The sequence below is a fragment of the Polaromonas sp. genome (assembly GCF_035638815.1).
Classification (GTDB): Bacteria; Pseudomonadota; Gammaproteobacteria; order Burkholderiales; family Burkholderiaceae_C; genus Polaromonas.
Genome location: NZ_DASQZG010000002.1, coordinates 17,556 through 33,548, shown reverse-complemented (window position 1 = coordinate 33,548; position 15,993 = coordinate 17,556). Strand labels below are relative to the sequence as shown.

22 protein-coding genes and 1 pseudogene are annotated in these 15,993 nt (G+C 60.6%); 14 read left to right on the top strand and 9 right to left on the bottom strand.

What is annotated here, in order from left to right:
* Nucleotides 1-172: 172 nt before the first annotated feature.
* Both VE934_RS00440 and VE934_RS00435 read left to right on the top strand, forming a co-directional pair.
* Nucleotides 173-1,171 carry a MerR family transcriptional regulator gene (locus tag VE934_RS00440; protein WP_324883199.1) on the top strand — a complete coding sequence of 333 codons (999 nt, stop codon included), beginning with the start codon at nt 173-175 and terminating at the stop codon, nt 1,169-1,171.
* 22 nt (nt 1,172-1,193) lie between these two features.
* Entirely contained in the window at nt 1,194-2,393 is a 1,200-nt protein-coding gene (locus VE934_RS00435; protein WP_324883197.1) for an acyltransferase family protein, read from the top strand.
* A gap of 12 nt (nt 2,394-2,405) precedes the next feature.
* On the opposite strand, the gene VE934_RS00430 is transcribed toward VE934_RS00435, so the two are convergent.
* Nucleotides 2,406-3,647, bottom strand: a complete 1,242-nt coding sequence (locus tag VE934_RS00430; RefSeq protein WP_324883195.1) for an MFS transporter — start codon at nt 3,645-3,647, stop codon at nt 2,406-2,408.
* Between the two features lie 91 nt (nt 3,648-3,738).
* Here VE934_RS00430 and VE934_RS00425 point away from each other — a divergent pair, with 91 nt between their 5' ends.
* On the top strand, nt 3,739-4,578 hold the full coding sequence (locus VE934_RS00425) for a helix-turn-helix transcriptional regulator (protein ID WP_324883193.1): 840 nt from the start codon (nt 3,739-3,741) through the stop codon (nt 4,576-4,578).
* A complete protein-coding gene (locus VE934_RS00420) occupies nt 4,575-5,570 on the top strand; it encodes a CAP domain-containing protein (protein WP_324883191.1) in 996 nt (331 codons plus the stop codon). Before VE934_RS00425 ends, VE934_RS00420 begins: the two co-directional genes overlap by 4 nt.
* A 243-nt stretch (nt 5,571-5,813) precedes the next feature.
* Here the strand turns inward: VE934_RS00420 and VE934_RS00415 are convergent, their stop codons facing one another.
* Entirely contained in the window at nt 5,814-6,293 is a 480-nt protein-coding gene (locus tag VE934_RS00415; RefSeq protein ID WP_324883189.1) for a MarR family winged helix-turn-helix transcriptional regulator, read from the bottom strand.
* Nucleotides 6,294-6,324: 31 nt separating this feature from the next.
* A complete protein-coding gene (locus VE934_RS00410) occupies nt 6,325-6,492 on the bottom strand; it encodes a hypothetical protein (RefSeq protein ID WP_324883345.1) in 168 nt (55 codons plus the stop codon).
* Here VE934_RS00410 and VE934_RS00405 point away from each other — a divergent pair.
* The 4 genes and pseudogenes from VE934_RS00405 to VE934_RS00390 all read left to right on the top strand — a co-directional run.
* Nucleotides 6,436-6,618, top strand: a pseudogene (locus tag VE934_RS00405) (siderophore-interacting protein); the annotation flags it as partial. The gene VE934_RS00410 and the pseudogene VE934_RS00405 sit on opposite strands and share 57 nt — an antisense overlap.
* A 36-nt stretch (nt 6,619-6,654) precedes the next feature.
* Complete coding sequence (locus tag VE934_RS00400; RefSeq protein ID WP_324883333.1) at nt 6,655-7,068, top strand: siderophore-interacting protein; 414 nt, start codon at nt 6,655-6,657, stop codon at nt 7,066-7,068.
* 17 nt (nt 7,069-7,085) lie between these two features.
* Nucleotides 7,086-7,625, top strand: coding sequence for a peroxidase-related enzyme (locus tag VE934_RS00395; RefSeq protein ID WP_324883187.1), 540 nt, complete (start codon nt 7,086-7,088; stop codon nt 7,623-7,625).
* Between the two features lie 18 nt (nt 7,626-7,643).
* The gene (locus tag VE934_RS00390; protein ID WP_324883185.1) at nt 7,644-7,877 is read left to right on the top strand and encodes a DUF2798 domain-containing protein; all 234 of its coding nucleotides are present in this window, start codon (nt 7,644-7,646) and stop codon (nt 7,875-7,877) included.
* Nucleotides 7,878-7,934: 57 nt separating this feature from the next.
* On the opposite strand, the gene VE934_RS00385 is transcribed toward VE934_RS00390, so the two are convergent.
* Genes VE934_RS00385 through VE934_RS00370 form a run of 4 tightly spaced genes read right to left on the bottom strand, consistent with a single transcriptional unit; the run spans nt 7,935 to nt 9,406 of the window.
* Nucleotides 7,935-8,369, bottom strand: a complete 435-nt coding sequence (locus VE934_RS00385) for a DUF2784 domain-containing protein (RefSeq protein ID WP_324883183.1) — start codon at nt 8,367-8,369, stop codon at nt 7,935-7,937.
* Nucleotides 8,370-8,392: 23 nt separating this feature from the next.
* Nucleotides 8,393-8,623, bottom strand: coding sequence for a hypothetical protein (locus VE934_RS00380; RefSeq protein ID WP_324883181.1), 231 nt, complete (start codon nt 8,621-8,623; stop codon nt 8,393-8,395).
* Complete coding sequence (locus VE934_RS00375; RefSeq protein WP_324883179.1) at nt 8,613-9,191, bottom strand: sigma-70 family RNA polymerase sigma factor; 579 nt, start codon at nt 9,189-9,191, stop codon at nt 8,613-8,615. The genes VE934_RS00380 and VE934_RS00375 overlap by 11 nt, the downstream gene beginning before the upstream one ends.
* 2 nt (nt 9,192-9,193) lie before the next feature.
* On the bottom strand, nt 9,194-9,406 hold the full coding sequence (locus VE934_RS00370) for a DUF2892 domain-containing protein (protein ID WP_324883177.1): 213 nt from the start codon (nt 9,404-9,406) through the stop codon (nt 9,194-9,196).
* A 127-nt stretch (nt 9,407-9,533) separates the two neighbouring features.
* On the opposite strand from VE934_RS00370, the gene VE934_RS00365 reads away from it, so the two are divergent.
* Nucleotides 9,534-10,853 carry an amidase gene (locus VE934_RS00365; protein WP_324883175.1) on the top strand — a complete coding sequence of 440 codons (1,320 nt, stop codon included), beginning with the start codon at nt 9,534-9,536 and terminating at the stop codon, nt 10,851-10,853.
* Nucleotides 10,854-10,979: 126 nt separating this feature from the next.
* Here VE934_RS00365 and VE934_RS00360 read toward each other — a convergent pair whose 3' ends face one another.
* Nucleotides 10,980-11,621, bottom strand: coding sequence for a pyridoxamine 5'-phosphate oxidase family protein (locus tag VE934_RS00360; protein WP_324883173.1), 642 nt, complete (start codon nt 11,619-11,621; stop codon nt 10,980-10,982).
* 145 nt (nt 11,622-11,766) lie between these two features.
* Between VE934_RS00360 and VE934_RS00355 the strand changes: the two genes are divergently transcribed.
* Nucleotides 11,767-12,471 (top strand): glutathione binding-like protein, encoded by a 705-nt coding sequence (locus VE934_RS00355; protein WP_324883171.1) that lies wholly within the window; start codon nt 11,767-11,769, stop codon nt 12,469-12,471.
* 13 nt (nt 12,472-12,484) lie between these two features.
* Here VE934_RS00355 and VE934_RS00350 read toward each other — a convergent pair whose 3' ends face one another.
* Complete coding sequence (locus VE934_RS00350) at nt 12,485-13,900, bottom strand: DUF2235 domain-containing protein (RefSeq protein ID WP_324883169.1); 1,416 nt, start codon at nt 13,898-13,900, stop codon at nt 12,485-12,487.
* A gap of 156 nt (nt 13,901-14,056) precedes the next feature.
* On the opposite strand from VE934_RS00350, the gene VE934_RS00345 reads away from it, so the two are divergent.
* The 4 genes from VE934_RS00345 to VE934_RS00330 all read left to right on the top strand — a co-directional run bounded on the left by VE934_RS00345 (nt 14,057) and on the right by VE934_RS00330 (nt 15,985).
* Nucleotides 14,057-14,770 carry a YebC/PmpR family DNA-binding transcriptional regulator gene (locus VE934_RS00345; RefSeq protein WP_324883167.1) on the top strand — a complete coding sequence of 238 codons (714 nt, stop codon included), beginning with the start codon at nt 14,057-14,059 and terminating at the stop codon, nt 14,768-14,770.
* A gap of 55 nt (nt 14,771-14,825) precedes the next feature.
* Nucleotides 14,826-15,101: a DUF3297 family protein gene (locus VE934_RS00340; RefSeq protein ID WP_324883165.1), complete on the top strand. Its 276-nt coding sequence runs from the start codon at nt 14,826-14,828 to the stop codon at nt 15,099-15,101.
* A gap of 261 nt (nt 15,102-15,362) precedes the next feature.
* A complete protein-coding gene (locus tag VE934_RS00335) occupies nt 15,363-15,587 on the top strand; it encodes an AbrB/MazE/SpoVT family DNA-binding domain-containing protein (RefSeq protein WP_324883163.1) in 225 nt (74 codons plus the stop codon).
* Nucleotides 15,584-15,985: a type II toxin-antitoxin system death-on-curing family toxin gene (locus tag VE934_RS00330; protein ID WP_324883161.1), complete on the top strand. Its 402-nt coding sequence runs from the start codon at nt 15,584-15,586 to the stop codon at nt 15,983-15,985. Before VE934_RS00335 ends, VE934_RS00330 begins: the two co-directional genes overlap by 4 nt.
* Nucleotides 15,986-15,993 lie beyond the last annotated feature (8 nt).

The window sequence follows — 15,993 nt, the reverse complement described above, 5'->3', positions numbered from 1 at the left end:
CAGGTGCGATTGGTATGGGCAAGGCGCATATTTGATCTCCAAAATGCAGAGTCCTGCGTTGCCCGGCACCGGGGCACGTATAGACTCAGCTTCATTTTGCAGCTTGCCCATGGCAAAGCGACCGGGTGGCCACACGCATGTGCAGCGGGCCGCCCCCTGACAGGAAATTTCGATGTTGCTGAAAGTAGGAGAGCTTGCCGCGCGAACCGGCTTGACCGTGCGCACCCTGCACCACTACGACACCATTGGCCTGCTGCGGCCTTCGGCGCGCACCGATGCGGGTTATCGCCTTTACAGCCGCACCGACGTGGCGCGGTTGCATGGTATTCAGGCCTTGCGCCACTTGGGCCTGCCCCTGAACGAGATTGGCAACATGATTGATGGTGATGGCGCAGCCCTGCCGGCGATCATCACGCGGCAAATACAAGTTCTGGACCAGGAGGTGGCCAAGGCTGCCGAGCTGCGCGCCAGTCTGCAGCTTTTGGAGACTCGTCTGTCGTCTGGCAGCCAGCCAGAAATTGGCGACTGGCTGGGTACGCTGGCGCTGATGACCACCTACGGCAAATACTTCAGTCCCGCCGAGCAAAAAACCATCTTTGGCAACTGGGATCAAATCGCTGACAAATGGCCGCCCCTGCTCGCTGCGGTGCGCAGCGCCATGGACCGAAGCGTGCCGACAGACAGCCTGGAGCTTCAGCCGCTGGCGCACCGCTGGATGAACCTGATGCTGCACTGGATGGACGGCGACTTCGACCTGCTTGAGCGCTGGGGCCACATGTACCACCGTGAGCCCGTAGCCCAACAGCAGGAGGGACCCGGCCAGGACATGATCGAATACATCAGCACGCCCATTCAACTGCGCCTGGCCGCACTGGACAGGCACTTGGGTCCGGAGGACATGAAACGCCTGGGCAAGGTGTCTGACGAGGAATGGCAGGAAATTACCGCCAAAGGCCGGCGCCTGCTGGAGGAAGGCGCGTCAGCCCAGAGCCCGCAGGTGCAGGCACTTGCCCACCAATGGAGGGGCCTGGTTGACAGGCTGTGCGACCATGACAACGCCATTCGCAGCAAGCTGGTCGCCGCCCATACCCATGAGCCGCTGCTGCAGGCGGCGGCCGTGCTTGACCGTGAAGTGGCGGATTTTTTGCGGAACGCCTTGACCCTCACGTGACGTGAGGGTCTAAAGTTCGCCCATGACTTTTACATCCCATGGGCGCTTGCATGCGCTCGACAACTTGCGCGGGCTGATGATGTGGCTCGGCATCGTGCTGCACGTAGCCGCGATCCACATGACCACCGTGGCGATTTTGCCTTGGCGCGACAACAAAACGGCAGCCTGGGCCGATCTGCTGACGATCTTCATCCACACCTTTCGCATGCCGACGTTCTTCATTTTGGCCGGGTTTTTTGTCGCCCTGCTGGTGCAAAAGCGCGGTATGCGAGCCATGCTGAAAAACCGTCTGCAACGGCTGGGCCTGCCGTTTGCCATCTTCTGGCTGCCTGTTTTCTTGTTGACGATGGTGTTTGTCCTGCTGTTTGTGCATCGGATGGCGCGTGGCACCTGGGGGCTAGACCCGACCTTGATGCCCGAGCACTCCACCGTGCCCAGCGGCACCAGCACCATGCACCTGTGGTTCCTGTGGATGCTGCTGTGGTTCAGTGTTCTGACGGCAGGCGTCCACTCGGTCATCGCCCGGCTTCCGCCAGCGCTGCCGCGTGTCGTCGCCTCGCTGTTCCATCGCTTGGGCACCGCCTGGTGGGGCTTTGCTGCCCTGGCCCTGCCCCTTGCGCTGGTGGGCTCGTTCTACTGGAACGGCGTAGTCACCCCGAGCGGCAGGTTTATCCCACCCTTGACAGAGTGGCTGCACAACGGGCTTTTTTATGTATTCGGCTACTGCCTGTATGCCCGTCAGCAAGAACTGCTTGGGGCGTTCATGCGGCGTTTCCTTGCGTATGCGGTCCTGGGTTTGCTGTTTTTCGTTGCCACCGGTGCGCTGGTTGAGCAACTGGGTCCGCTACCGAAGTCAGGCTCGGTCTTGCCACTGGCCATTGCCTTTGTCTACAACTGCGCGACCTGGCTCTGGTGTTTTGCGCTGATTGGTGCCTTCCTGCGCTACTTGCCGCAACAACAGGCGCTGCTGACCTACCTGGCACAAAGCTCATACTGGGTTTACCTGGTTCACATGCCGCTGACAGTGGGTTTTGGCGCGCTGCTGTATGGGCTGGACTGGCCGGTCGCAGCCAAGATGGCGCTCAACATCACTGCCACCACCCTGGTGTGCCTTGCCAGCTACCAACTCTCCGTGCGCGGCACGGCGGTGGGGGTGCTGCTGAACGGCCGCCGCTTTCTTTCCCCCGCTGCTGGAACCATATCGCAGGCGGCGTCCCGTTAGTCCAGCGCCAGCTCAAGCGACCGGGGCGGCAAGTACGGTTGCCGTTCTGCGCACCCGCCGCACATTGAATGCGCTGGCAATCAGCACGCCCTGCATGAGTGCCAGCCCGAGCAACACGCCGCGGTACTGCCCATGGTCCATCATCAGGCCAAAAATCAGGGGTGACACAGCCTGGCCGATATCCAGCCCTGCATACACAGCGCCATACACGCGGCCCGACGCGTTTTCGGGCGTCGATTTTTTGACCAGCAGATCGCGCGAAGGCCCGGCAATGCCGGACGCAAAACCCATGGCGCCAAACAGCACCAGCACCATCCAGCCCGGATAACTGCCCAGGGCAAGCAGCAAGGCCATCACTGCGGCGATGCCAAACCCTGTCCCCACGATCCGTTCGCAACGCGCCGGGTCGGATGCCAGAAAGCCGCCCAGCACCATGCCGCCTGCGCTGCACACCATGTAAATCGTGAGGCACATGGCCGCCATCGCTAGCGGCACGCCATGCAACTGGCGCGCGGCCTCGGGTGCAAAGGCCTGCACCACACTGAGCACAATGGCGTACCAGAAGAAGAAGGCAAAACACATCCAGACAGCGGGAATTTTGAGGAAGGTCAGCGAGCTTTCAACCACTGCGCCCGCCACCGGCTGAATGGCCTTGAGGCTGAGCTTGTCGCGGTAAACCAGCAAAATCGCCAGCACCACGAACACGAGCGCACCAGCGGCACCCAGGGCCACGCGCCACGAAAAAGCCAGTGTGAGCGAAACAACCATCGCCGGTGCCAACGCCCAGCCCAGGCTGCCAGTGATGCCATGTACGCTGTACGCATGACCAAGGCGAGGGGCACTCACCTTGCGATTGAGAAGTGTGTAGTCCACCGGGTGAAACACGCCGTTGCCCACGCCCGCAAGCGCGGAAAAACACGCAAGCATCCAGTAACTGGTACTTACCGAGTAACCCAGAGCCGCTACCCCCAGCAGCGCCAGACCCGCAAACAAAACCGGACGCGGCCCCATGCGGTCAACCACAAAACCAGACAGCGCCTGTACGGCGCATGACACCACAAAAAAGATGGTCATCAGCAACCCGAGCTCGGCGTAGCTGACGCTGAACTCATCTTTGAGCCAGGGAAACAGCGGCGCCAGCAACAGTTGGCTGAAGTGGCTGGCCAGATGCGCGATGCCCACCAGACCGATGATGCCGGCGTCAGCCTTTAGCGGTACTGGCGTGCCAGCATGGAGCGTGCTTGAAGAATTCATGGCGCTATCGTAGTATTGACCGCACCTGCCGAAAAGCGACAGATAGCCAACTTTTAGTGAATTCAGGACAAGTTGATTTGCCCCCGCCCGCATGGCTAAACACACCAAACTTAAACTGGTCCCGATCGGTGATACCGACGCTTTCACGCCAAACCGAAAACGTCCGGTGCGGGTGCGCGCGCGCAGTATGCAGATGGATGCCCATTTCGAGCCGCACGCCCACGGGTGGGCCCAACTGGCGTATTGCGCAACCGGTGTGGTGCAGGTCACTGCAGAGCAAAACCCGGGAATGGGTGATGAGATCACCTACATCGTGCCACCCTCCCGTGCCGTCTGGATTGCGCCGGGGGCGCGCCACCATGTCACCGTGCTGGAGGCGGCAGAGTTTCGCACGCTGTACCTGCATGCCAGTACAACGCCGCAAGGCTGGCAGCGCTGCCGGGTGATGGTGGTTTCACCCCTGCTGCGCGAATGCATTCACGCACTGGAGTCCCCGGTTGGCAAGCCCTTGCCATCTGCTCGCGAACAACTGCTGAGCCAGCTGGTTCTGGAGGAAATTACCCAGGCCGATACGCAGGCGCTGGGTGTGCCAATGCCGCACCCGCAGCATGGTGACAAACGCCTGCGCGCACTGTGTGAGGCGGTGCTGCTGTCGCCATCAGAGCGCGGCACACTGGCCGAGTGGGCGGCGGACATGGGAGCGAGCGAACGGACGATGGCCCGGCTGTTTCGCGATGAGTTGGGCCTGAGCTATCAACAGTGGCGCCAGCAGGCTGTGCTGGCCCACGCCCTGCCCTTGCTCTCGCGTGGACAGTCGGTCAGCCAGGTAGCGGCAGCAAGCGGCTATGCCAGTGACAGCGCTTTTTCCGCCATGTTCAAGGCCGCAATGGGTCAGTCTCCCAGCTACTTTCTGAATCGAAAAGCACCATGAGCCCGGCAGGTATTGAGCCGAGAGGCATACGCCACAGCGCTGCGCCGGCCGTGCCAGCCATGCACATGACGGCACTGCGCCGCTATCATGGCGCCATGCAATTGTCATTTCTCCCGGCAAAAGGCCTTGGCGCTTTGGCTGCATCTATCGCGGCGTTTGCCGCCCTGGCCTCATTGACGTACTCAGCATTCGTGTTGGCACAAGCGGGCGCCGCCGATCATCAGCCACTGCTGCGCGCACTGAACAACACCCGCCAGCAAGGCTGCAATGGCCAGACCGGCCCGCGCACCGTGCTGCATCACAATGCCCGTCTTTCCGAGGCGGCCGCACGCATTGCGGACGGCAGCAGCATTGAGGACGCGTTAAAGGCCTCTGATTACCGTGCCGTCAAGGCGGCGCAAATCATGGTCAAGGGCTATAAGGATGCGGCCGGCCAGGCGCGGGGAGCCGTCGGCAATTTTTGCGATGTTTTCATGCGTGGCGATCTCTCCGATGCCGGTTTTTACCAGCAGGGAACACAAACATGGATCGTGGTGGCCGCACCCTTTTTGCCACCCGGCGCCGGGCAAGCCGATGACGTGGAGGAGCATGTGCTGGCACTGGTCAATATGGCCCGCGCCACGCCGCGTCGCTGCGGCAAGGAGTACTTTGCCGCAGCCGGCCCGCTGCGAGCTGACGCAGAGTTGCAGCGCGCGGCGCTGGCACATGCTCAGGACATGGCCAGGCACAGCTATTTCAGCCACACAGGTCGCGACGGCAGTGGTGCCGCCCAGCGAGCGACTCGCGCGGGTTATCGGTGGCGCATGGTGGGAGAAAACATTGCGGCGGGTCAGATGCAGGCCGACGCAGCCATGCAGAGTTGGCTCAAAAGCCCGGGCCACTGCGCCAACATCATGCGCCCCGAGTTTGCCGAGATGGGTGTCGCGTTTTCTGTAAACAACCAAAGCACGCTGGGCATTTACTGGGTGCAGCTCTTCGGAAAGCCGCGGTAGTCCTGCTGTGTCCCGAATGACGTGATCTGCTCATCCGGACCTTGAGCCGGAAGATTGATGAATTCCGCCGAGCGATTGATTTCTATATGGGCATATGAGCGAGGCCAGCAGACGTGCATGCCGGGCGCACAATCCTTGGCTTGGGGCTTGTTGTTGTCACGGATCGCGTAATCGTGGCCGCACTTTTTGCGAGCAGATGCTTGCAGCCCAGAGTTGTGGACTCCTTGGCTGGACACTCTCTCACTAGTTTTCGGGAGTAATAGCCTCGAGGTTTTCCCGGACACGCTCAAGCAGTGTCAAAAGCTGCTGCCGCTCGGCGCCGGTCAAGCCCCGGATCGCTGAAGTCGACAATTCAGAGCGCTGGCTCGTCATCGATTTTTGCCGCCGCAAGGCTTGTTCTGTCAGGTCGAACCGGGTCACGCGTCGGTCGTTTTCATCCGTTTCGGCGGAAAGCCAGCCGCGCTCCCGAAGTCCGCCAATTAGTCGCCCCAACTGGCCCTTGTCCCGGCCGGAGTGCTCTGTCAGTCCGCCCAAAGTGCCACCGGGATGGTGAGAAAAATAGAAAAGCACTCTGGTCTCCAGCGGGGTCAGTTCCTCCGGCCCGCCTCTGAGGACCTGCAGCTGGCGCGAACGCACGAGGTGCGAAACGGCCTGGACCGCTTCAAGTATGTCAACCGCCCTTTGATTACCCCTATCATTGATAATGTCAACTGTTTTGGCCATAATCGTAGATATTGTCAATGAAAAGGAAACGCTAATGTGTTTGTATGAAACCCCGCACCGCGTGCAGCGCGTTCGCTTTGGGCCCAGGCGCCGCGTTGTCACGGTTAGCCTCGTAGAACGGCTCAGCGAGAACTTCGCCCGCATTATCTTCGAAGGTCGCGACCTCGCTGATTTTCAATCCTTGTCGTTCGATGATCACGTCAAAATCGCCTTGCCCTTAACAGAAGGACGAACCGAGTTGCGAGACTTTACTCCACTCGACTTCGACTCATCGCGAGCACAACTCACGATCGACTTCGCCCTTCACGAGAATGGCCCTGCAAGCAACTGGGCCCGCCGCGCGTTGCCAGGCTCAGAGGTCATGATCCTCGGACCTCGGGGCTCGATGGTGCTTCCCAAAGACTTTCCCTGGGAGGTACTCGCCGGGGATGCCTCGGCCCTCCCAGCAATTACCCGACGCATGCGACAGTTACCTGACGACGTCCGGGTGACTGTTCTTGCACAGATTGATCACCCCAGCGACGAGCGACCTCTGGCAACGCGGGCGAATGCGCAAGTCACGTGGGTGCGTTCGACCGACGAATGGCTAGCCCTGCTTAGAGCCCTGACGCTTCCGGCGGGAGAAGGCCACATCTGGTGTGCCGGCGAAGCACAGACCATGAAGGCGGCGCGATCCATCTTTCTGGATCATCACAAACACCCCCGCAGCGCGCTTCGCGTGGCGGCTTACTGGAAGCACGGCGCCCCGGGCTTTCACGAAAAACTTGACTCCTAACCTATTGAAAGAAGCTGATGACCCGAATTCAAAAACTAACTCCCGATCAAGCCACCGACAGCGTGGCAACCCAACTTCACGCCGTCAAGGCCAAGCGAGGCATGGTCCCAAATATGTTAGCCACCCTGGCGCGGGCTCCAGCTGCGCTGGACGGGTATCTCGCATTTTCCGAAGCACTGAACAAAGGCCGTCTAACTGCGCGACAGCGCGAGGTGATCGCATTGGTTGTTGCCCAAGTCAACCAATGCGGGTATTGCCTGGCTGCTCATACAGCGATCTCCAAGCGCATCGGATTGGATGATTCAGCTATTTTGAAGGCGCGTGGCGGCAACTCCACAGACGCGCTCGAGCGAGCGCTTGCCAGCCTGGCCCTTGATTTGGTTAAAAGCAGGGGGGAGCTGTCCGACATCAGCCTGGAAGCCCTCCGCCACGCCGGAGTGGACGATGAACTGATCCTGGAGGTAATCGCCAACGTCGCAATTAACCTGTTTACCAACTACACCAACAGCGTAGCGCAGACGGATGTGGACTTTCCGCCAGTAGCGCTCGATCTCTAACTCAGAAAAGGAAAGATGATGTTGCCCGCCAAATTTGCACCCGCGCTTATCGCGCTTTTATTGTCCGGAATGATGTCGCTGGTTGTCTCTGGCATCTCAACCCTCCGAAACGCCGGTCTCGTCGAGGCCTTTGCATCCCTCTGGATGAACGCCTGGATGCCATCGTGGCTCATCGCATTTCCGGTCGTCATGGTCGTGGCGCCTTTAGCCCGACGTATCGTCGGAACTATGGTGAAGAAGAGCAAGCCCTGAGCCGAATTGCACGCCTGCTTCCACTCGCGCGTCCGACGGCAAACGTTTGCTATTAAATCAGGAGCGTCGCCCATCGACAGAATCTTTGGGCTGCCCTTCGAACCTGGGCGGAAAAAACACCCAGGTCGCAACAACCAGCAGCCCAAACAACGAGTACACCAGCGTGAACACCCAGGAAGGCGCGTCGTAGTACAGCAGGCGGCTCATCCAGTGCTCGATAAACCCGGTGCCATACACCGACACCCCGGCTTTCGCACGCAGCCACATTTCCAAAGTGGTCAGCGGGCACACGATGCCCAGCCAGGCCTGCGCCACCACATAAGCAATGGCGGCGAGGTGCGCGAGCCTGAAGATCAGCGCATTCACCCAGCCCCACTTGCGAAGATTGCCCACGACGATCAGCAGTGCCCCGCCCACCACGAACACCACCACCGCGACGTGCAGAAGCAGCACCATATCGGCAAGCAGTGCGTAGGGAAACTCAACGGGCACTGTGAGGCCTTCCTATCCGCACATCACTCTGGACCCCTGAGCCGGGCCGTGCGCGTCGCACGCCGATTCGCCACGGTCTCAAACAGTCCCGCCAGCCAGCACATCGGGCAGCCGCGCAGCAAAACCAGCGCGCCACCTGCGGCAAGCAGCGCCCAGACAACATGCGTGCTGAACAAGGCAACAGCAAGGACAAGCAGAGCCGCACCAGCTATACCGCGCAGCAAATGCTGTGTCACAGAGGTGCTACAAAACATGTTGATCTCCAGATGAAGGGGTATGTGATGGCAATTGCCCGTCGGCCCAGTACCCGCTGGCCATCAGCGTGGTGCGCACCATCCCGCGTGCCCGGTGCAGCCGGCTCTTGACGGCCTCCACACTCACACCCAGCTGCTGCGCCACTTCCGGAGCGGTGAGTTCATCCACATCACGCAGAATCAAGACCTCACGGTAGGCCGCTGGCAGAGCGCCAATGGCTCGGCTCAGGTCCAGCCGCAAGTCCACGGGTACCGCCAAGGCAGCCAGTGCCCCGACGTCATGGTCGCCGTCCATTGCCGAACGCCGACCACCGCGAAAAAGGCGAAAACACTCGCGCTCAACAATGCGGAACATCCACACGGCAAAGGTTGCAGCCGTGCGCAGAGCACCAATTTTCCGGTACAGCTTCCACAGCGCCAGTTGCACCGCATCTTCGGCGTCTTCCGCGTTGGAGCAGGTTTTGCGTGCAAACCGTTTCAGGTCAGGCTGGCACACCTCCAGCAATTGCGCGATAGCTTCTGCACTACCAGTGCGGGCTGCATCAACCAGCTCGGCATTGGCCTTCATGTTTATGAAGCTCCAACCGGTTTGCGCCCTACCATTGCGCAGGCAGGGCAAAACCCGACCAGCCCTGTCAGGCCCAAAGACAGCGCCGTGGCCAGCCCTGCCCAGAAAAGCCAGCCCATCGGCAAAAGCAACAGCGTCGCGCAGGCCAGCGTCATGCCCCCGCCCAGTCGCAACACACGCTCCCAGCCGGGAAGGTTTCGTTTCATGTAGATCATCAGGTACTCCTTGCAGGTTGTTGGTACAGACAAAGAGCCCGGTATGGGGACAAAGGATTCAAAACTTTTTATAAATCCGCCAGAACAGCGCCAGGGCCGGCCACGCGCACCGCGTTGAGGTAGATTCATGCGCATGACCAAGACACCAGCAACTTCATCACAGCGCCTGGAAGCGGCGTTGGCAACAATCACCGCGGCGGGCGACGATGGCTCACGCATTTTCACACGGCTGTACCGCGATGTGGCCCAAGCTGCGGCGCTGGCGGCAGACAGGCGTGCCGAGGCCGGGCAGCGGCTGGGGCCGCTGGATGGGCGCCTCGTCTCCATCAAGGATTTGTTCGATGTGGCGGGTGAAGCCACCACCGCCGGGTCAGCCCTGCTGCGAAGCGCAGCACCTGCAGCGCGGGATGCAGACGCGGTCGGCAGGCTGCGCGCTGCCGGAGCGGTGATCATTGGAAAAACCAATATGACCGAGTTCGCGTACTCGGGCGTGGGTCTCAACCCGCACTACGGAACGCCCGGCAATGCACTCGACGGCGCTTGCATTCCGGGCGGCTCGTCATCGGGCGCTGGCGTGTCGGTGGCGCGCGGCATGGCCGAAATCGCCATCGGTTCGGACACCGGCGGCTCGGTACGCATTCCGTCAGCACTTAATGGCCTGGTCGGATTCAAGCCATCACAGGCGCGCGTACCGCGCGGCGGCGCTTTTCCGCTTTCGTTCACGCTCGACGCTATAGGTCCGCTGTGCAGCAGCGTGGCGGACGCCGCAGCCACTGACAGCGTTTTGGCGGACATCGCAGACGAAGCCCTGCCAGCGCGAGCATTGCGAGGTTTGCGCCTTGGCGTCCCGCGCGGCCTGCTGTTCAGTCAGGCTCATGATGAGGTGCTGGCCGCCGTGGAGCAGGCTTTGTCGGGCCTGGCCGACGCTGGCGCAAAAGTAAGCAATGAGGCGCTTGACGATCTGCTGGGCGAGCCCTTCCGCCTGCAAGAGCGCGGCACGCTGGTAGCGGCGGAAGCTGCGTGGATTCACCGTGACTGGATGGACACACGGGCCAGCGAATACGACCCGATGGTGCTGGGACGGATTCGTCGAGGGCAAACGCTGGACGCAGCCGCTTACGTGGGTATTCTGCAAGCGCGCGCCGCCTTGCTCCCCGCGCTGGACGCTCGCATGGCTGATCTCGATGCCTTGCTCCTGCCGACAGTGCCGATTTTGGCGCCACGCATGGACGAGGTGCAGGCTGAAGACGCCTTTCTTCGCACCAATGCCTTGTTGCTGCGCAATCCGTCAGTCTTTAACTTTTTTGATCTTCCCGCATTGACCTTGCCACTGCCACGAGGCGCCAAGCCTGCGGTCGGGCTGATGCTGGTGGGCAGGCGTGGACGCGACAGGGAATTGCTGGCCCTGGGGGCGGCCTTCGAGTCGCACATCAACCCGGCCTTTTAGACACCGAAAAGTGCTTTTGAACGCTCCCACCAGCCAGGTTTAAGCAAAAAAGGCCTTTTGCCCAGGTATAACGGGCGCTAATTGCTATGTATTTGATAGCAACCATTTGACGCAGCGACCAGCCCCTCAATACAGCGTGGCGCGCTGGCGGGCTGGCAGTTCGCGGTCATAGGTCTCGCCGTCAATTGCAGCATCGGTCAGGGCCGAGAGAATCGCACCGGGGCTGGGCAAACTGGCCCGCGCATCAGGCGCTGGCGTTTGCCACAGACCTGAGCGCTGGATAGCCCGCGCACATTGAAAGTACACCGCCTCCACCTTGATGACCAGCACACACTTTGGCAACTGGCCTTGCATCACAAAGCGGGCCAGCATCTCCGGCGCCACGCTGATGGTGGCCTGCCCGTTTACACGCAACGTCTCGCCAACACCGGGAATGAGAAACAGCAGGGCTAACCGGGGGTCGGCCAGAAGGTTGCGCAGGCTGTCCACACGATGGTTGCCCCTGCGCTCAGGCAACAGTAACGTGGTCTCGTTTTCTACATGCACAAACCCCGCCGGGTCGCCACGCGGGGAAGCGTCCAGCCCGCCAGGACCCGAAGTTGCCAGCACCGCAAACGGTGACGCCTCAATCAAGGCACGGTAATGCGGATGCACATACGCCACCTCTTTTCTGATGGAAGCCTCGCCCACCTCTCCAAACAGGGCCGTGAGTTGATCAAGTGTGGTGATGGTGTGGTGATCTTGCGGATTTTGTGGCGCGGCGTTCATCGAATGCTCCTCCGTGTGTGTATCCATTATCCCGGAGGCACTCTGGACGCCGCCGCGCCGACGCGTCCTCAATAACCCTGCCCCACCTCCGGGCTTGAACAAGACGCGCCCCACCTGCCATGACCTGCCAACACAATCCGACACCATGACCGATCTTTCCACCTTCCCGATCACCCAGAAATGGCCTGCACAACACCCTGAGCGTATCCAGCTCTACTCGCTGCCCACGCCCAACGGCGTCAAGGTCTCGATCATGCTGGAAGAGACCGGCCTGCCCTACGAGCCGCATCTTGTGGACTTCGCCACCAACGACCAGCTAACGCCCGAATTTATTTCGCTCAGCGTCAACAACAAGATCCCGGCCATTCTGGACCCCCACGGCCCTGGCGGTAAACCACTGCCGCTGTTTGAGTCGGGTGCGATCCTGATTTATCTGGCTGAGAAAACCGGAATGCTGCTGCCCAAAGACGCCGCAGCCCGCTACGAGACCATTCAGTGGCTGATGTTCCAGATGGGCGGCATCGGCCCCATGTTTGGCCAGCTTGGCTTCTTCCACAAGTTTGCCGGCAAAGAGTACGAGGACAAGCGCCCGCTCGACCGCTATGTGGCCGAGACAAAACGCCTGCTGGGCGTGCTGGACAAACGCTTGCAAGGCCGCAACTGGATCATGGGGGATGACTACACCATCGCCGACATTGCCACCTTCCCCTGGGTGCGCAACCTGGTCGGGTTTTATGAAGCGGGTGACCTGGTTGGCATGAACAATTTTCCGGACGTGCAGCGCGTCGTAAAGGCGTTTGTGGCGCGGCCAGCAGTGGCCAAGGGCCTTCTGATTCCCAAAAAACCGTGACTCGCCGACCGTATCAGTAAAGACCGGCCACGCGCGGGTCGCAGCGCAGTGTTTCGGGTCGATAGGGTTTTTTCTCAGCGTATTGCGTCACGGCCGGGAGCTTGAAACGCTCCTCGACACTGGGGTGCCACGTCGCGCCCAGAGCCTCGGCGCGCGGCCTCTCCTTCCAGGTGATCCGCAAAACCTGCGGCCACCATCGAGGCCATTTCTCCAACCCGCGCGCCACCTCTGAATGCTGCATGCCGCCCGGATCTGGAAAGAGGTGCAATTTGTCACGCGCAACCAGCAGTTCGTGCGGCATGCTGGCGGCTTCCCCGACCATCCACCCGAGTGAGATGTCCGACAGCCGCGATTCATCCTCCGCGTAGCTGCCGCCGATGTCCGAGTGAACCCCGGCGAACCAGAGCTGCTGCAGCCACTCCGGCTCGCCCGCAGGCCGCTCAGGCTTTTCGCCCTTATGCCCCCACTGCACCCGCGCAAAGTCGCTGCGGGTTTCATCGATGGCCAGCGCATGACGCGCCGCACGCACGCGCGGGCTCAGCATCCGGTCGTAAAAACCGGAGCGCCACCCGGCCAGATGCCAACAGGATTGGCCAGGTGACGGATAGTCCTTGATGACTTTCAGGCTGAACATAAATGCCCGCACGGCAGTCCACAGGCCCAACGCAGATGCCAGCGCAACGAACAGCGGCCAGAAGCCATAGCCCACTACAAGCTGAAAAATGCCCGCAAGTGCCGCACAAGGCAGGAGGACCGCGCCGAACAGCAGCACCAGCTCCAGCACCCGCCTGACCCCCCGGGCACCCAGCGCCGCCACGGTGTCAAACACACCAATGAAATAGGGGACTGCGTTGGCCTGCCCACCAAGGTCTGAACCATAACGGGCGCGAAAACGTCGCGCCTTTTCGAGTCGCTCGGGTTCAAAGGCAAGACGGTCGCGCCCTGCGCCATGCTCGTACACACTGGAGACCGCCTCTTCGGCGAGGATGCGTAACCCGCGCCCGTAGCGGGGCAAAAGCGTGCCGCCCGGTCCCGACGTAGGGACACCGCACAGATTCAGCACACCGCCTACGCAGCGAACCGTATACGCCCCGCGGCTGAAACCAAAAAGAAAAATCCGGTCCCCGGGTTCGTAGTGTTTGAGGATCGCTTCGTAGCAATCGGTGATGTTGGTGCTAATGCCCCGGCCGGTTGCAGAGCTGGCCAGCTTGTTGAGCAACTTCACCGCACGCAGGGGAATGCTCCCTTCGTTTGCTTCTGTGCCCAGCCCCGCATCGTAAAAAGCTGTTTGCGCTGCCGGGTCTATGGGACTGTCGGGGCCGCTGCGGCAGGCGCGGTACAGCTTGTAGATATTGCTCAGCTTCTGGTCAGGGCGCAGGCCCCCGGCCTGCCCGGTCCCGTCGGAAAAAATGACAATGTTTTTGCCCATGCGACTCCCCTTGCAGGCTGCCATTCTTGCATCAAACAAGGCTAAAACCAGCGTCAAAACCGGGCGAAAATGGTGTCGGAGTGTGGCAAGCGCATAACGCACAATCACCACCACTCTCTGGCGCCATGAAGCGCCGTAACACAAGGACATTCAAGCATGGGCGCACAGTGGAAAGCAAAGGGAAAAGAGCTCGCGGCAAATGCCAAAGGCAAGGTTTTTGGCAAACTCGCCAAGGAAATCATGGTCGCTGCGCGCAGCGGCGCCGACCCCGCTTCCAATGCACGCCTGCGGCTCGTGGTTGAGCAGGCCCGCAAGGTTTCCATGCCCAAAGAGACGCTGGAGCGCGCCATCAAAAAAGGGGCGGGACTCACGGGCGAAGCAGTCCACTTCGAACATGTCATTTACGAAGGCTTTGCCCCGCACAGAGTGCCACTCATGGTCGAATGCCTGACCGACAACGTCAACCGCACCGCCCCCGAAATGCGGGTCTTGTTCCGCAAGGGACAACTGGGTACTTCCGGTTCAGTTGCCTGGGACTTTGACCACGTGGGCATGATTGAAGCCGAACCCACGGCGGCGGGGGCAGACCCGGAACTGGCAGCCATCGAAGCCGGTGCGCAGGATTTTGAATCCGGTGAAGAAAAAGGCACCACCACCTTTCTGACCGACGCTGCGGATCTGGATCTGGTCAGCCGTGCACTCCCCGCGCAGGGCTTCACGGTCTTGTCAGCCAAGCTCGGCTACAAAGCCAAAAACCCGATCGATCCTGCCAGTCTCAGCGCTGCCGAGCTGGAAGAAGTGGAAGCCTTCCTCGCCGCCATTGATGCCAATGACGATGTGCAGAATGTGTTCGCCGGGCTTTCAGGATAAGGCTACGGCCGATCAAAGACAATGACAACCAAATCGCGTTAACTTCAAAATTGCCATGACCGAAACCACTGAGCCTACCCCACCCACCCAAGCTGCCGACCGCCCTGCTCTCCCCGACCGCCTGTCTGTAGACCCGCGCAGCCCGCATCACATTGCCGCCGTGTTTGAACATGAAGTCGGCATCCGCCTCAATGACAAAGAGCGCAATGATGTTGAGGAATACTGCATCAGCGAGCGCTGGGTCAAGGTACCGGCAGGCAAAGCGCTGGACCGCAAGGGCCATCCGCTGATGATCAAGCTTAAAGGCAAGGTTGAGGCGTTTTACAAATAGGCATTTGTTTTGTAAACGCCAGCCTATTGGACGCGCGGCAATTGCAGGGCCTGATTTCTGGTTGCCCCCGCCACGAGTGTCGTGTCAAATCGGGCTCCCGCCCAATGAGGTCGGGGGCAAGCAGCTATTGGTTCGATAGCACGCCTCTACATCAAACGCGCTACGTGTCGGCAGCGTGGCCCACGCCCCCGATGCCGGCGCAAGATTGACACCAAGGCATTGGCCCGTTTAGTATTACGTGTGTAATAACAGGAGGCCGCCGTGCACATGCTCAAACTCACCCAAATTGGTAACTCCGTCGGCGTTGTTCTGCCTAAAGAAGCGCTTGCGCGCTTGAAACTCGGCAAAGGGGAAAGTGTCTTTCTCACTGAGACGCCGGACGGCTACACACTCACACCGTATGACCCGTCGCTCGAAGAAGAAATCAAAGCTGGCCGGGCCTTCATGCGCGATTTCCGCGACACCTTTCACCAGTTGGCTAAATGAACTGGCGGTGGATCAGCAGGTCGGCTCTGCTGCTCCTGCATGGTGAAAGTCTTGCCGAACATGGCGGCGGCGCGGGATTGCGTGACGAAGGACTGCTTGACTCGGCACTGGGCAGGCCCTTGAATCTGCTGGCTTATGCCGATCCGTCTGCACCTCCTGATTTTGCTGCCCTTGCGGCGAGCTACGCAGTCGGTTTGACCAAAAATCACCCTTTTGTGGATGGCAAAAAACGCGCCGCATTTCTGGCGACGGGTTTGTTCCTGTACCTCAACGGCTATCGCCTGAACGCCACCCAAACTGAAGCGACCATTGCCATGCTCGCCGTGGCGACAGGTGATCTGACTGAAGACGAGTTTGCGGACTGGCTGCGTACTCATGCCGCATTGCGGGCGGCCTGAACCTTTTC

What these genes read in the sequence shown, in the direction of transcription:
- VE934_RS00440 (WP_324883199.1), top strand. Translation starts at nt 173, where the DNA reads ATGTTGCTGAAAGTAGGAGAGCTTGCCGCGCGAACCGGCTTGACCGTG.
- VE934_RS00435 (WP_324883197.1), top strand. Translation starts at nt 1,194, where the DNA reads ATGACTTTTACATCCCATGGGCGCTTGCATGCGCTCGACAACTTGCGC.
- VE934_RS00430 (WP_324883195.1), bottom strand. Translation starts at nt 3,647, where the DNA reads ATGAATTCTTCAAGCACGCTCCATGCTGGCACGCCAGTACCGCTAAAG.
- VE934_RS00425 (WP_324883193.1), top strand. Translation starts at nt 3,739, where the DNA reads ATGGCTAAACACACCAAACTTAAACTGGTCCCGATCGGTGATACCGAC.
- VE934_RS00420 (WP_324883191.1), top strand. Translation starts at nt 4,575, where the DNA reads ATGAGCCCGGCAGGTATTGAGCCGAGAGGCATACGCCACAGCGCTGCG.
- VE934_RS00415 (WP_324883189.1), bottom strand. Translation starts at nt 6,293, where the DNA reads ATGGCCAAAACAGTTGACATTATCAATGATAGGGGTAATCAAAGGGCG.
- VE934_RS00400 (WP_324883333.1), top strand. Translation starts at nt 6,655, where the DNA reads ATGATCCTCGGACCTCGGGGCTCGATGGTGCTTCCCAAAGACTTTCCC.
- VE934_RS00395 (WP_324883187.1), top strand. Translation starts at nt 7,086, where the DNA reads ATGACCCGAATTCAAAAACTAACTCCCGATCAAGCCACCGACAGCGTG.
- VE934_RS00390 (WP_324883185.1), top strand. Translation starts at nt 7,644, where the DNA reads ATGTTGCCCGCCAAATTTGCACCCGCGCTTATCGCGCTTTTATTGTCC.
- VE934_RS00380 (WP_324883181.1), bottom strand. Translation starts at nt 8,623, where the DNA reads ATGTTTTGTAGCACCTCTGTGACACAGCATTTGCTGCGCGGTATAGCT.
- VE934_RS00375 (WP_324883179.1), bottom strand. Translation starts at nt 9,191, where the DNA reads ATGAAGGCCAATGCCGAGCTGGTTGATGCAGCCCGCACTGGTAGTGCA.
- VE934_RS00370 (WP_324883177.1), bottom strand. Translation starts at nt 9,406, where the DNA reads ATGATCTACATGAAACGAAACCTTCCCGGCTGGGAGCGTGTGTTGCGA.
- VE934_RS00365 (WP_324883175.1), top strand. Translation starts at nt 9,534, where the DNA reads ATGCGCATGACCAAGACACCAGCAACTTCATCACAGCGCCTGGAAGCG.
- VE934_RS00360 (WP_324883173.1), bottom strand. Translation starts at nt 11,621, where the DNA reads ATGAACGCCGCGCCACAAAATCCGCAAGATCACCACACCATCACCACA.
- VE934_RS00355 (WP_324883171.1), top strand. Translation starts at nt 11,767, where the DNA reads ATGACCGATCTTTCCACCTTCCCGATCACCCAGAAATGGCCTGCACAA.
- VE934_RS00350 (WP_324883169.1), bottom strand. Translation starts at nt 13,900, where the DNA reads ATGGGCAAAAACATTGTCATTTTTTCCGACGGGACCGGGCAGGCCGGG.
- VE934_RS00345 (WP_324883167.1), top strand. Translation starts at nt 14,057, where the DNA reads ATGGGCGCACAGTGGAAAGCAAAGGGAAAAGAGCTCGCGGCAAATGCC.
- VE934_RS00340 (WP_324883165.1), top strand. Translation starts at nt 14,826, where the DNA reads ATGACCGAAACCACTGAGCCTACCCCACCCACCCAAGCTGCCGACCGC.
- VE934_RS00330 (WP_324883161.1), top strand. Translation starts at nt 15,584, where the DNA reads ATGAACTGGCGGTGGATCAGCAGGTCGGCTCTGCTGCTCCTGCATGGT.